General features: G+C 67.6%; 8 protein-coding genes. 6 read left to right on the forward strand and 2 right to left on the reverse strand.

Annotation, left to right across the window (positions count from 1 at the left end; genetic code table 11):
* Both HMPREF1138_RS07435 and HMPREF1138_RS07440 read right to left on the reverse strand, forming a co-directional pair.
* A partial coding sequence (locus HMPREF1138_RS07435) for an RDD family protein (protein WP_009058207.1) occupies window positions 1-644 on the reverse strand: 644 nt, incomplete at its 3' end.
* Entirely contained in the window at window positions 641-2,062 is a 1,422-nt protein-coding gene (locus HMPREF1138_RS07440; RefSeq protein WP_009058193.1) for a hypothetical protein, read from the reverse strand. The genes HMPREF1138_RS07440 and HMPREF1138_RS07435, both read right to left, overlap by 4 nt.
* Before the next feature lie 142 nt (window positions 2,063-2,204).
* Between HMPREF1138_RS07440 and HMPREF1138_RS07445 the strand changes: the two genes are divergently transcribed.
* From HMPREF1138_RS07445 to HMPREF1138_RS07470, 6 genes are all read left to right on the forward strand, one after another.
* The gene (locus tag HMPREF1138_RS07445; RefSeq protein WP_009058204.1) at window positions 2,205-6,257 is read left to right on the forward strand and encodes a type VII secretion protein EccC; all 4,053 of its coding nucleotides are present in this window, start codon (window positions 2,205-2,207) and stop codon (window positions 6,255-6,257) included.
* Window positions 6,258-6,342: 85 nt separating this feature from the next.
* The gene (locus HMPREF1138_RS07450; RefSeq protein ID WP_009058195.1) at window positions 6,343-7,215 is read left to right on the forward strand and encodes a PP2C family protein-serine/threonine phosphatase; all 873 of its coding nucleotides are present in this window, start codon (window positions 6,343-6,345) and stop codon (window positions 7,213-7,215) included.
* The gene (locus HMPREF1138_RS07455; RefSeq protein ID WP_009058202.1) at window positions 7,215-8,570 is read left to right on the forward strand and encodes an FHA domain-containing protein; all 1,356 of its coding nucleotides are present in this window, start codon (window positions 7,215-7,217) and stop codon (window positions 8,568-8,570) included. Before HMPREF1138_RS07450 ends, HMPREF1138_RS07455 begins: the two co-directional genes overlap by 1 nt.
* A 143-nt stretch (window positions 8,571-8,713) precedes the next feature.
* Window positions 8,714-9,700 (forward strand): hypothetical protein, encoded by a 987-nt coding sequence (locus tag HMPREF1138_RS07460; RefSeq protein ID WP_009058198.1) that lies wholly within the window; start codon window positions 8,714-8,716, stop codon window positions 9,698-9,700.
* A gap of 430 nt (window positions 9,701-10,130) precedes the next feature.
* A complete protein-coding gene (gene ppdK, locus HMPREF1138_RS07465) occupies window positions 10,131-12,848 on the forward strand; it encodes a pyruvate, phosphate dikinase (protein WP_009058200.1) in 2,718 nt (905 codons plus the stop codon).
* A gap of 496 nt (window positions 12,849-13,344) precedes the next feature.
* On the forward strand, window positions 13,345-13,626 hold the full coding sequence (locus tag HMPREF1138_RS07470) for a transposase (protein WP_039936468.1): 282 nt from the start codon (window positions 13,345-13,347) through the stop codon (window positions 13,624-13,626).
* Window positions 13,627-13,641 lie beyond the last annotated feature (15 nt).

The raw sequence follows: 13,641 nt of genomic DNA on the forward strand, positions 1-13,641 counted from the left end.
GCCGGCGTAATCGGGCGGCCCGGAGCCTGGGGCATGGCGCGCACCGGCCTGGGGGCAGCATCCTGCGGGGCCGCGAAGCGAGGCTGCGCCGCATCCCGCGATTCGCGCGTCATGCTGGACTCGACAGAAGGGGCAGCCGTGACGGACCCGAAGTTGGTGTATCCGCCGGTGCCGCGCGAGCGCGTGCTGCTGTACGGGCTCACGGGGGCCGAGGCCTCGGCGTACTCATCGCGAGGAGCGAACGTCAAGCATTCGAGGGAACAGAGAGAAGCCATCCAGGAGCCGCGCTCGCCCCCCAGAAACACCGACACGAAGGGGACAGGCAAGACGATAGCGGACAGCGTCGTCACCAGAACATACCCGAAGGAGCGGCCCAGGGAAGGAGACATCATGGAAGACCCGGCGCTCACGAGCACCACCCCCGTCAGGGTGCAACCAATCGAGCGTCCGCGGATCGCGATCATGATCGCTTGGACCGCCGCATATTCCAACAGGATCGTGACGATGACCATGATGTTTCCGTGCGACAAGCTGGAAGCGACGAACGCAATCAGCGCAGCGCCCACGACGTCGACGAACAGCGCGGCGACGCGCTTCCCGGGCGACGCGGGGACGGGGACCAGGCCTGGTGAAGAGGACGTCATAGCACCTTCCGCCAAACTAAATCGAAGAGACCCGAGCCGTAGGTCGCGGCCGGCAGGAGTAGGGTCAGGGAAAGTCCCTGAATGATGTCGAGAATGCGGCCGACCAGCGCGGAAGGCTCGCGGCCCGCGCGAATCAGCGCGATGACCGGGGCGAGGAACGCGAGGACGCTCAGGGACAGGGGAAGGGCAACATAGCGCGCCATCTCGAGGGTCGGCTCAGCGGCCTCGCCCGTGGAACGCAGGATGAACTCGCTCCACTCGGGCGCAAAAAAGATGGTCGCCCACATCGCGAGGGCCACGACACGGGGCCCGTAGTGGGTCAGGCGGTCGCGCTTGGCACGCGCGTTCGTGAGCAGCCCGATGATCGCGAGCAGGCACAGGGCCAGCGTCGCGTAGCCCGCGTAGGGCTTCTCCTCGTTGAGTGGCAGCTGGTAGGCGGTGATGACTCCCGACACGAAGGCGATGACGGTGGCGCTGGCCAGCATCGACAGGGAACGCGTGTTGGCCTCGCGCACGGTCTTCTTGACGCGGGCCTGGGTGATGCGCGACGGGGGAGCGATGACGGTCTGGCGGATCGTGGGGAGCCGCTTCATGACGAGAGGCAGGTCGAGGACCTGGTGGTCGGGAACCTGCAACGCCAGGTGTGGAGCCAGGGAGATGAAGACAATCGAGGCGGCAAACACGATCGGCGCGATGCGGACGGCTCCGAGCGCGCTGAAGGAGGAAATGGTCATGGTGGCCGCGATGAGCCCGAAGGCCTGGACGTTCACGCGCGCGCTGGCCCCGGGGCGGGTGAAGAGAACGAGGCCGGCCAGGACCAGGGCGGACCACGACACGATGAGGGGCAGGAAAGTCAGCGAACCGGGCAGGGGGGTGACGCCCACGCCGAGGCTGATGCCGGCCGCCGCGCAATACCCAAGGTGGGCGAACTCGCTTGTGGGGCCCTTGCGGGTCATGAGCGGAGCCGTCCACATCAGCGCGCAGAGAAGACCGGAGGTCACCCTGAACCACGGCGAGGTCACGAGGGGTGGAAGGGCCTGGCCCACGTCGACGAATAGGGCCGCCGTCGGAGCCGCGACGCCGACAAGCGTCAGGATCAGGGCCGCGAACATAAAAGCGGAGGACGCCATCGCGGGCTGGAAGCGCCGACTATTCGAGGCCTGGCGATCATCCGCGATAGCCTGGGCCGACTCCTGCGACCCGACGATCGTCACGACCGAGCCGGAGGGAATATCCCGGCCAATCACGTCGCTGGGGTCGACCGCGCGCCCACCCCCGAGGGTGAGCCGGGCTTGGAGGTCGGTCAGGTCGACCTCGATGAGTGCGAGCAGGCCCGCAATGGTCATTCCAACGGGGAGAACGTAGTCCTCACGCCGGGAACCGCCGACAACCGTAATGGATGCCTGTGCACCTGCCACGCGCTCCTCCTCTCGTCGCCTATCGGTTCGCGCCTTCAGACAGTATTGTGTCACCTGACGTGCGCTTGGCAAAAGTTCAGTCGTTGCACGTTAGGATAGCGGGGACTACTGCTTGCCGCGTGCGGTTACATAGGGAGGAACGATGGCTGACTCTGAGGATCTCTTGGAGGGCGTACCGGAGATGCCGGAGGGGAAGATCCCCATCCAGGCGCCGCCGAACCAGGCGGAAGCCGCCGGCATCGGTAACGTGCTCGCCATGGTGATCCCCATGATGGGGTCGATGGGCGTCATGGTGTTCATGGCGATCTCTCAGGCGACCTCCGGGGACGGCCAATCCAAGAACCCCACCATGATGATGATGGCCGGCGGCATGGTCTTCGCGATGGTCGCCATGGTCGGCTTCAACGTCTACCGCCAGGTCTCCCAGCACCGCCAGAAGGTCAAGACTCTGCGCGGCGAATACCTGTCCTACCTGGCCGAAACCCGCCAGACGGTTCGTAACGTCGCCGACCGTCAGAGGGCGTTCGTGAACTGGGCTCTCCCCGCGCCCGAGGCCCTGGTGGCGATCGCGGATCAGGGCGAGCGTGTGTGGGAACGTGAGCCGGGCATCGAGATGCTCAACGCCCGCGTCGGTGTGTCCGAGCAGGGCCTGTCGATGGAGCTCATCGCCCCCGATCTGCCCCCGATGGCCACCCCCGACATCGTCTGCCTGTCCGCGATGACCCGCTTTATCGAGACGCACCGCAACCTCGATTCCGTCGCCTTCGGTATCCCCCTCGAGGACTACTCGCACATCGAGCTGGCCGGCCGCCACGAGGACGCGAGCGGTGTCGCGCGGCTCATCATGACGCACCTGGCGACCTTCGTGAGCCCCAACTACCTACGCATCGCGGTCCTGTGCTCGCCGGAGCGCCTCGCCGAATGGGACTGGGTCAAGTGGCTCCCCCACGCCGGCTCCACCGTCGAATCCGACGCTGTGGGCCCCGCCCGCATGGTCGTCACCGAGGTCGCGGACCTGCTCGACCTCCTCGGCCCCGACATCGTCGATCGCCCCGGCTTCTCCCCGCGCGACGACCTCACCCCGTGGCCGCACGTGCTCCTCGTGTGCGACGGAGCGGAGCTGCCCGCCACGACCCAGCTCGGCTCCCCAGAGGGCGCCGTCGGCGTGACCGTCATCAACCTCCATGACAAGTGGGGAGCCCTGACCAGCCCCTCGACCGTGCGGCTGCTCATCCATCCTGCTGTCAAGGGCGCGAACCGGGGTGCCCTCGAAGTCAACCTGTTCAGCCATCAGGCCATCGTCGGCGAATGGGAACACGTTGGGCAGGCGCAGGCCGAGTCCATCGCCCGGCGCCTCACCCCCTTCGCCGCGGAAGACAAGAGCAAGGACACCGACGCGCCGGTGGGTCGCTCCGACGTCAAACGCACCGTCGACCTCATGGAACTCCTCCACCTCGGCGATATCCGAGACTTCGACCCCGAGAAGGCGTGGGTGCGACGCGAAGGCAGGAACCGCCTGCGCGTCCCCTTCGGCGTCACCCCCGAAGGTATCCCAGTCCTCATCGACATCAAGGAAGCCGCCCAACAGGGTATGGGCCCGCACGGCCTGCTCATTGGTGCGACCGGTTCGGGTAAATCAGAGGTGCTGCGCACTCTCGTCCTCGCCCTCGCGCTGACGCACTCGCCGGAGCAGCTCAACCTGGTCCTCGTCGACTTCAAGGGCGGCGCGACCTTCGCGGGCATGTCGAGCCTGCCCCACGTGTCGGCCATGATCTCCAACCTCGAGTCCGAGCTCTCCCTCGTGGACCGCATGCAGGACGCCCTCAAGGGCGAAATGGTGCGCCGCCAGGAAGTCCTGCGCGACGCCGGCAACTACGCGAACGTCACGGATTACGAGGCCGACCGCATGGCGGGTAAGCACAACTTCCCCCCGATGCCCGCCCTCTTCCTGATCCTCGACGAGTTCTCCGAGCTCCTCACCGCCAAGCCCGAATTCGCGGACCTCTTCGTCGCGATCGGTCGTCTGGGCCGTTCGCTGTCCATCCACCTGCTCCTCGCCTCGCAGAGGCTCGAGACGTCCAGGATGAAGGGCCTGGAGTCCCACCTGTCCTACCGCGTGGGCCTCAAGACCTTCTCCGCCAGCGAATCCCGCGAAGTCCTGGGCGTCCCCGACGCCTACGAGCTCCCCTCCCTGCCCGGCTCCGGCTACCTGATGCCCGGCACCGACGAGCTCATCCGATTCCGCGCCTCCTACGTCGCGGCACCCCCGCCCCCGCGTACCGTCTCCTCGACGCAGGCCGCCACGGCGGGCACCCCCGACCGTCAGATCAAGGTCCTGCCCTTCACCCTGGCCCCCGTCCTGACACGCGACGAGCCCGAGAACGCCCCCGCCTCGACCGGTCAGGCCATGGTCCTGCCCGAGGACGCCCAGTGGGCGGACATGACCGAGATGGACATCGCGGTCGCGAAGATGGCCGGCAAGGGCATGCCCGCCCACCAGGTGTGGCTGCCCCCGCTCGAAGAGCCCGACACCTTCGACCAGCTCATGCCCGACCTCGCCCCGGTCGAGGGCCTCGGCTTCGTGTCCATGCAGTGGCGCGAGCGCGGCACCCTCGTCTTCCCGATGGGCACCAAGGACCTCCCGCTCGAGCAGCGCCGCGACGTCCTCACCTTCGACCTGTCTGGCGCCGCCGGTAACTTCGCGGTCGTCGGCGGCCCCCTCACCGGTAAGTCGATGGTGCTCAGGTCCTTCGTCATGTCCCTGTCGCTCATCTACACGCCGCAGGAAGTCCAGTTCTACATCATCGACCTCGGCGGCGGTACCTTCGCGTCCTTCGTCGATGCGCCCCACGTCGCGGGCGTCGCGACGCGCGACACGCACGAGATCCTCACGCGAATGATCGCCGAAATCCGCGGCATCATCGAGGATCGCGAGCGGTACTTCCGCGACAACAAGATCGACTCCATCGAAACGTACCGTCGCGGTCGCGCCGAAGGACGCTACGACGACGGATACGGCGACGTCTTCCTCGTCATCGACAACTGGGCCTCCCTGAAGGCCGACTTCGACGACCTCGACATGACGATCGGCATGATGCTGAGCCGCGCCCTGACCTTCGGCGTCCACCTCGTGACATCCACGTCCCGCTGGAGTGACTTCCGCATGCAGGTCGCCGACATGCTCGGCTCGAAGCTCGAGCTCAAGATCGGTGACTTCCGAGACTCGGAGATCGACCGCAACATCCAGAAGCAGATCCCGAACGCGCGCCCCGGCCGCGGCGTTGAGGTCACGAAGCATCACGTCCTCATCGGCCTGCCGCGCGCCGACGGCGAACCGGATCCGACGACCGTCACCGAAGGCATTGGGCGCACGCTCGAAATGATCCGCGCGGCCCTGCCCGCCGGACCCGGCCCCAAGCTGCGCCTGCTCCCGACCCGCATCACGGCCGACGAGATCGCGCAGCTGCCCGGCGCGCTCGCCCCGGCGGAAGGCCCCGCTCCCGCGCTCATGCTCGGCGTCGAAGAATCGCGCCTGGGCCCCTACCGCCTCGACCCCAACGTCGAACAGCACCTCTACCTGTTTGGCGACTCGAAGTCCGGCAAGACCACCTTCCTGCGCTCCCTCGCGAAGGAAATCATGGCGCGCAACACCCCCGAGCAGGCCAAGATCGTGTCCGTCGACCTGCGCAGGGCCTCGCTGGGCCTCGTGCCCTCCGAGTACTCGGCCGGCTACCTCACGCGCATCGAGGACGTCGCCAGCGACATCCGCGAGCTCGCCGAGTTCCTCAAGATGCGACTGCCCGGCGACGACGTGACCGCCGAGCAGCTCTCCAACCGCTCCTGGTGGAAGGGCCCCGAGGTCTGGATCCTCGTCGACGACTACGACCTGGTCGTCACCTCCGAAGGCAATCCGCTGATGCCCCTCCAGCCGCTCCTCTCCCAGGCGGGTGACGTTGGCCTCCATTTGGTCATCACGAGGCGCATGGGCGGCGTGTCACGAGCCCTCTACGAGCGCATCCTCCAGTCGCTCATCGACCTGGGCACGACAGGCATCCTGTTGTCCGGTAACCCTGACGAGGGTCAGATTATCGGCCGCGTGAAGCCGGTCCGCGCAGAGCCCGGCCGAGCGATCGTCGTTTCGCGCGACGCGGGCGTCTTCCGGGCGCAGCTGGCCTACTCGGATCCTGTCCGCTAGTGCGTAACCATGCGTTGAGCGCGTGTAGAATAATCGCGTAACGCGTTATCCCACGTGCTCAACGCAGCGAGAAAGACGAAGGTAGATGGCTCTGGGTGAACATGCGGAACGCCCCGCGGTTCGTTGGGGCGCCTCGACTGACATCGGTCCGGTCCGCGCAGAAAACGAGGACTCCTGGCTGGCGGTCTCGCCCGTCTTCGCGGTCGCCGACGGAATGGGCGGCCACCTCGGCGGCGCCCAGGCCTCGTCCCGGGCCGTCATCACGCTCCAGGAGTTCCTGAGCCCCGGTCGGCTCGGCAACCGGCCCGTCGACCTCGTCGATCTCTCCGTCGCCATCGACGCTGCCGCCACCTCGGTCGCGGCTCTCGCACCCGCCGACAACCCGATGAGCGCCCCGGGAACCACCCTGTCCGGCCTCATGGTTCTGCGCACCACCGAGGGACCCTACTGGCTGTCCTTCAATGTCGGCGACTCGCGCGCCTACGTCGTGGGAGGCGGCGGTATCCGCCAGCTCACCCACGACCACTCCGCCCTGCAGGAGGCGCGCGACCTCGCGGCCACCTCCGGCGCGCCCCGCGTCATCCCTCCCGCCAACGTTGTCACCAAGGCGCTGGGTGCCGGACAGTCGGGAAGTGTGAAAGCCGACTACACGATCATGCCCCTCGAAGAAGGCGACCGTGCGGTCATCTGTACAGACGGGGTGCACGGCGTCCTCCAAGACGCGCAGATTCACGCCATTGTCGCCGCCGGGGACGGCCCGCAGGGCAGCGCCGACGCGCTCGTTCAGGCCAGCCTCGAGACCGGAACTCGTGACAATACGACGGCCGTTGTAGTTTACGCAGGAACCGAATCACGAGTAACATTGACAACGAATGTCCTGAATCGCATGATTCAACCAGTACGTCCGGCGTCGATCCAGACCGCGCGCCGGGTCCCTCGTAGAGAAGGCAGTAACTGATGCTTCAGATTGGACGCTTCCTGTGCCGCGGACAGGGCGCGATGCTCGTCACCGGCCCGCTCGGTGCGGCGTTGGTTCCGCTGGACTTCGCGGATTCCGCCGCCGACGTCGTGTGGGGCCGAGCGGACACGCAGGCGTGGCTCTCCCACGTGCAGGCTGAGCGGGGCGACGTCCTGCTGCTCGACTGCGCGGGCGAACAGCCCTACCTGACGGTCCTCGGTAACATTCAGCTGCGCATGCGCGCCGCCGGCCAGATCACCGAGCAGGTGTGGACCGACCCGATCTGGGCCTGGCCCTTCAACCCCGGCGAGTGGCAGACCTTCGAGGCGACCATCATCGAAGGTGACGAGGTCACATGGATGGTTCCCGCCGCCGACCGCGTCGAGGCCGCCGAGATTCGCATCGGTCGCGCCCTGGACGAGGTCGAGGCCCTGGCCTCCATGCCCGTCGACACGATGGGCTTCCTCATCAACCCCGACATCCCGGACCACGAGCGCCGCGCCCGCCGCGAGGCCCGCGAGGAGCTGCCCGAGCCGTCGCTGCACACCTCCTCCGTCGACCTGGCGGCCGTCGAGGCCCAGTTCCTCGCGGCCACCAGCAATGGCCCCGTGTCCCTGACCCCCTCCACTCGCACCGCGACCCCCGCCGGGGACGAGGCGCCCGAGGAGGAGACGCAGACCCCCGAGGACGAGGCGCCCGAGCCGGTTGAGGAGACCACCGAGCGGGACGCCGAGCAGCCCTCGGGCGAACTCTACGTTGTCGCCGACGCGGAAGAACCGCCGGTTGACACCGCCGAGTCCGCCGAGCGCGCGGGTGGCTTCGGCGAGTCCGGCGCCCCGGCCTCGTCCGAGGCTGAGGAGCAGCCCGCGGCCGAGCCCGAACCCGAGATGGCACCCGAGCCGCCCGCCGCCCCCGAGGCGATGAGCGCCGAGGGCCTGGCCGGCCTGGGCGCCGAGACGGACACTGAGGCCACGATCCTGCGCCTCGCTCCCGTCAACTCCGGGCCCGCCGCGCCCGTCGCTTTCCTCATCCACGGCGGCACCGTGCCCGTCGAGGTGTCCCGCGACGTCGTCATCGGCCGCGACCCCGACGCGCGCGCCCTCACCGGCCGTCCCGTTGCCACCGTGCTGCGCGTCCCCAGCCCGGCCACCGAGATCTCGCGTTCCCACTGCGCGGTCATGATGACGACGCCAGGCTCGTGGGCACTCATGGACCTGGGCAGCGCCAACGGCACGGTCCTGCGCCACGCGGACGGCTCCTTCCAGGACGTCACCCCCATGGTGACGATCGCCCTGAACGACGGCGACCTCATCGACGTCGGCGAGGGAACCACCATCGAGTTCCGCGTGCGCTGACGCCACATGCGCCTTGTCTGTGGGGTGGACCTGTTGGTCCACCCCACAGGTGTATGCACTACGCTGTCGCATATTGACCGGTTGGAGGTTGGGGGTGCCGATGCCCTCAGCGGCCGATTGGATATGCCAGGGGGAGCTAGCTCATGAAGAATCGCGTGCGGATGATCGTTGTCCTCGTGTGTGTGTTCGTTGTGGTGCCGGTGGTGGGTGGCCTCGTGTATTCGTTCAGCGTGAGCGCGGAGGCTGCTGCGCGCTACTACGCCGAGGCGATCGCCCAGGGGCGCTTCGAGGACGCGATGGCGGTTGAGGGCGCCGACGCGGACGCCGACAACGGCGTGGGGCATGGCAGCGCCGTCGACCTGCGCCGTGGCCGCGTGTCGGAGCCCAGCAGCGTGGTGAGCGTTCGGGTGTACGACGAGCGCGATGTGCGGGGGCGTCAAGGGGCGAGCATCGATTTTTCAATCGATGGGCGCACGGTCACCCGTGAAATCTACCTGGAGAGGGCGGGCGTGCCCAGGCCACACGTGGGCATGTGGCGCGTCGTCTCGGGCGCCGCGCACGCGGAGACGGTGCGGGCGCATGGCTACGCTTCCGATGTGAGTGTGGGAGGAGTGTCGTTGGGGGCGCTGGGCGCCTCCGGCGATGGCGGCGCAACCTTCCCGGTTGCCGTCTCGACGGATGGCCTGTGGCACGCGGGTTCTGGCGGCGCGGTCGTCTACGCCTACCCCGGCATCTACGATGTGTCGGTTGCCAAGGTCAGTGAGCATACTCAGGTGGCCGTTGACTCTGTCTCTGGGGCCTCGACTCTCAGTGTTCTCTCCGAGTCGAGAGAGCATCAGATCGATGTTACGCAGGATGAGAGCACTCGCGCCTGGTACGAGGATCAGCTCGGATCCGTCGCCAGCTCGTGCGTCCTGGGTGACGTGCCCGAGGGGGCCGTGTGTTCCAACATGTTGGTTGCGGGAGCCGAGCGGGTGGACGTGGAGGCCCCGACGCGCGACTCCGGTGATCTCCTCGAAGTGTTGGTTGCCGCGTATCGAAACGACGAGGGCATCGCCGCTTTCACCGCGCACAGCAGGGTCTGCTTCGACGAAGAAGGCGAACCGCATATCGTCGTGATCCGTCCCTGAGGGGCTATCGGTTGACGACCTGCGCGGTTGGCAGGTGGCCGGGCGGGCCTCGTCGCCTTCTCGGCTCTCGCAGCTCTCGTGGGGCGGGCCTTCGGGCCCACCCCACGTCCGTCTGCCCGCCCACGTCCGTCTGCCCGCCCACGTCCGTCTGTCCGCCCCCGGTCGACCGAAGGCTGCGCCCGGTCGACCTAACGCCGCGCCCGTCGACGCCTGCGTGACAGCCTCGCCGATACCCCTGACCAGCCCGCTTGACGCCCACTTCCGCCCGAGGGCACGATACCCGACAAGCAACCACGGCCTCGTCAATGTAAGGACAATCATAAGAGGGTGTGTCTTGAAGTGACCTTAGTCCCTTGATGCGTGTATCCTTGCCTGTGGTAGCGGCCCGGCGTCGGGCCAATCATCGCAAACACGGAAGTTGAGGACCACGATGGTCAAGTATGTGTACGACTTCTCCGAGGGTGACAAGTCCATGAAGGACCTCCTCGGAGGAAAGGGAGCAAACCTCGCTGAGATGACGAAGCTCGGCCTGCCCGTTCCCCCCGGCTTCACGATCACCACCGAGGCGTGCCGCGCATACCTCAAGGAATCGACCGTCCCCGAATCGCTTGCCACCGAGGTCACCCGCGCCCTGCGCGGCGTCGAAGACCAGATGGGCCGCCACCTCGGCGACCCCACCGACCCGCTCCTCGTCTCCGTGCGAAGCGGCGCCAAGTTCTCCATGCCCGGCATGATGGAAACCGTCCTCAACATCGGTCTCAACGATGAGTCTGTTCTCGGCCTCGCCGCCGTTAGCGGTAACGAGCGCTTCGCGTGGGACTCCTACCGCCGCCTCATCCAGATGTTCGGCAAGACCGTCCTCGACATCGACGGCGACCTCTTCTCCGACGCCCTCGACGCCCTCAAGGCCGAGCGTGGCGTGAAGGGCGACACCGAGCTGACCGCCGAGGACCTCAAGGGCCTCGTCGACACCTTCAAGGGCATCGTCAAGGAACAGACCGGCGCCGACTTCCCCCAGGACCCCCGCACCCAGATGGACATGGGCATCGAGGCCGTGTTCCGCTCCTGGAACACCGAGCGCGCCCGCATTTACCGCCGCCGCGAGCGCATCCCCCACGACCTGGGCACCGCCGTCAACATCTGCACCATGGTGTTCGGCAACATGGGTGAAAACTCTGGCACCGGCGTGTGCTTCACCCGCGACCCCTCCTCCGGCCACTCCGGCGTCTACGGCGACTACCTGGAGAACGCGCAGGGCGAAGACGTCGTCGCCGGCATCCGTAACACGCTGGCCCTGTCCGACCTCGAGCGCATCAACAAGCCCGTCTACGACGAGCTGCGCGCCATCATGCGCAAGCTCGAGACCCACTACCGCGACATGTGCGACATCGAGTTCACGATTGAGCGCGGCAAGCTGTGGATGCTCCAGACACGCGTCGGCAAGCGCACCGCCGCCGCCGCGTTCCGTATCGCCACCCAGCTCCTCGGCGAAAAGCTCATCACCCGCGACGAGGCCCTGGGCCGCGTCACCGGCGACCAGCTCACCCAGCTGATGTTCCCGCAGTTCGACGCCAAGGCCGACAAGGAGCTCATCGCTCGCGGCATGGCGGCCTCCCCGGGCGCCGCCGTCGGCAAGATCGCCTTCGACAATGCGCAGGCCGTCGAGGCCGCCGAGAAGGGCATCAAGACCGTCCTCGTGCGTCGCGAGACCAACCCCGATGACCTGCCCGGCATGGTCGCCGCCGAAGGCGTCCTGACCGCTCGCGGTGGCAAGACCTCGCACGCCGCCGTCGTCGCCCGCGGCATGGGCAAGACCTGCGTGTGTGGCGCCGAGTCCCTCGTCATCGACGCCGCCGCCGGCACCGTCACCATCGGTGACCTCGTCCTGACCGCCGACGACACCATCGCCATCGACGGCCAGACCGGCGAAATCTTCCGCGGCGAGGTCCCCGTGACCGACTCGCCCGTCACCACCTACCTTGCCGAGGGCCTCGAGGCCGGCCTCGCCGCCGCCGGCGAGGATGCGGGCACCCGCGAGCTCGTCGAGGCCGTCGACAAGCTCCTGTCCCACGCCGACAAGGTCCGCCGCCTGCGCGTGCGCGCCAACGCCGACACCCCCCTCGACTCCAAGCGCGCCATCGAATTCGGTGCCGAGGGCATCGGCCTGTGCCGCACCGAGCACATGTTCCTGGGCGAGCGCCGCCCGCTCGTCGAGCGCGCCATCCTCTCCGCCCCCGAGTCCGACGAGCGCCAGGCCGCCTTCGACGAGCTCGAGAAGCTGCAGAAGCAGGACTTCCTCGAGATGCTCGAGGTCATGGACGGCAAGTCGATGACCGTGCGTCTCATCGACCCGCCGCTCCACGAGTTCATGCCCGCCCTCATCGAGCTGGAGACCAAGGTTGCCGTCGGCAAGGCCACCGGCACCCTCGACCCTGCCGACGAGGCCATGCTCGTCGAGGTTCGCCGCATGCACGAGCAGAACCCCATGCTGGGCCTGCGCGGCGTGCGCCTGGGCATCTACCTGCCCGGCCTGTTTGCCCTGCAGATGCGCGCCCTGTGCGAGGCGGCCGCGCAGCTCGTGGGCCGCGGCCTCGACCCGCGCCCCGAGATCATGGTCCCGCTCGTCGGCTCCGTGCGTGAGCTCCAGCTCGTGCGCGAAGAGGCCGAAGGCATCATCGCCTCCGTCGCCGCCGCCCGCGACGTGGACCTGTCCGGCGTCTCCATCGGCGCCATGATCGAGCTGCCGCGCGCCGCCATGACGGCCGAGGACCTCGCCGAGGAAGCCGACTTCTTCTCCTTCGGCACCAACGACCTGACGCAGACCGTGTGGGGCTTCTCGCGCGATGACGTCGAAGGCGTGTTCTTCCCGCAGTACATCGAGGCCGGCATCTTCGGCGTCTCCCCCTTCGAGTCCATCGACGTCCACGGCGTGGGCACCCTGGTCTCCGAGGGCGTGCGCCGCGCCCGCTCCACCAAGCCCGGCATCAAGCTCGGCGTGTGCGGCGAGCACGGTGGCGACCCGCAGTCGATCCACTTCTTCCATGGCGTGGGCCTGGACTACGTGTCCTGCTCGCCGTTCCGCGTCCCCGTCGCCCGCCTCGAGGCTGGCCGCGCCGCGGTCGAGGACCACGTGGACATGACCGCCTGATCGGTGGCGCTTCGCTGAGCGCCGCTGAGTGAGCGCGACGAGGCCGTGGCCGGGAAACCGGTCGCGGCCTCGTTGTGTCTGGGGTGGGGTTTGCGGGCTCGGCCCGTGGGTTGTGAGGTGTTGCGTGTGAGCCCGTGTCCCGTTGTTGCGGGTGGGGCTCGGGGTTCTTGTGGCTTCGTGAGTTCCTGTCCGTGGGTGATACGTGCGGGGGCGGCAGAGTCTTCTGTGGTGTGTTCCAGCGTTGTGCGGTGCACCCGATCCGTAGGCAATGCACCCGATCCGTAGGCAATGCACCCGTTCTGATCGGGTGCAGCGCGACGTAACGGGTGCAGCGCGACGTAACGGGTGTAGCGCCACGTAACGGGTGCAGCGCGACGTAACGGGTGCAGCCTGGCGGCGAGTCCGACTGGAGGGGTCTGGGTTTTTCGGACCGTTTGTTTTGAGAGGGTTGTTCTGAGTAGTCCCGGCTGCTTGTGGCCGGGCAGAATGGATGACCATGAGGAAGTTCTCGAAGCACACGCCTGAGCAGATTGTCGTAAAGCTGGAGAAAGCCGAGGCGCTGCGAGGTGAGGGCATGAGTACGGCCCAGGCCTGCCGCGTGCTGGGTATCAGCGAGGCGACGTTGTGCCGGTGGCGCCAGCGTTATGGGTCGATGAGTCGTAGTGAGGCCAAGGAACTGCGTGAGTTGCGCGAGCAAAACGCGCGCCTCAAACAGTTGCTAGGCCAAGCCGAGCTGGAGAAGGCAGCGCTGCGAGAGCTCGCGGAGGGAAACTTCTAAGCCCGGCGCGCAGGC

Source organism: Actinomyces sp. ICM58 (assembly GCF_000283035.1).
Classification (GTDB): Bacteria; Actinomycetota; Actinomycetes; order Actinomycetales; family Actinomycetaceae; genus Pauljensenia.

Coding starts and splice junctions, on each gene's coding strand:
- HMPREF1138_RS07455 (WP_009058202.1), top strand. CDS start 7,215: ATGCTTCAGATTGGACGCTTCCTGTGCCGCGGACAGGGCGCGATGCTC.
- HMPREF1138_RS07445 (WP_009058204.1), top strand. CDS start 2,205: ATGGCTGACTCTGAGGATCTCTTGGAGGGCGTACCGGAGATGCCGGAG.
- HMPREF1138_RS07460 (WP_009058198.1), top strand. CDS start 8,714: ATGAAGAATCGCGTGCGGATGATCGTTGTCCTCGTGTGTGTGTTCGTT.
- ppdK (WP_009058200.1), top strand. CDS start 10,131: ATGGTCAAGTATGTGTACGACTTCTCCGAGGGTGACAAGTCCATGAAG.
- HMPREF1138_RS07450 (WP_009058195.1), top strand. CDS start 6,343: ATGGCTCTGGGTGAACATGCGGAACGCCCCGCGGTTCGTTGGGGCGCC.
- HMPREF1138_RS07470 (WP_039936468.1), top strand. CDS start 13,345: ATGAGGAAGTTCTCGAAGCACACGCCTGAGCAGATTGTCGTAAAGCTG.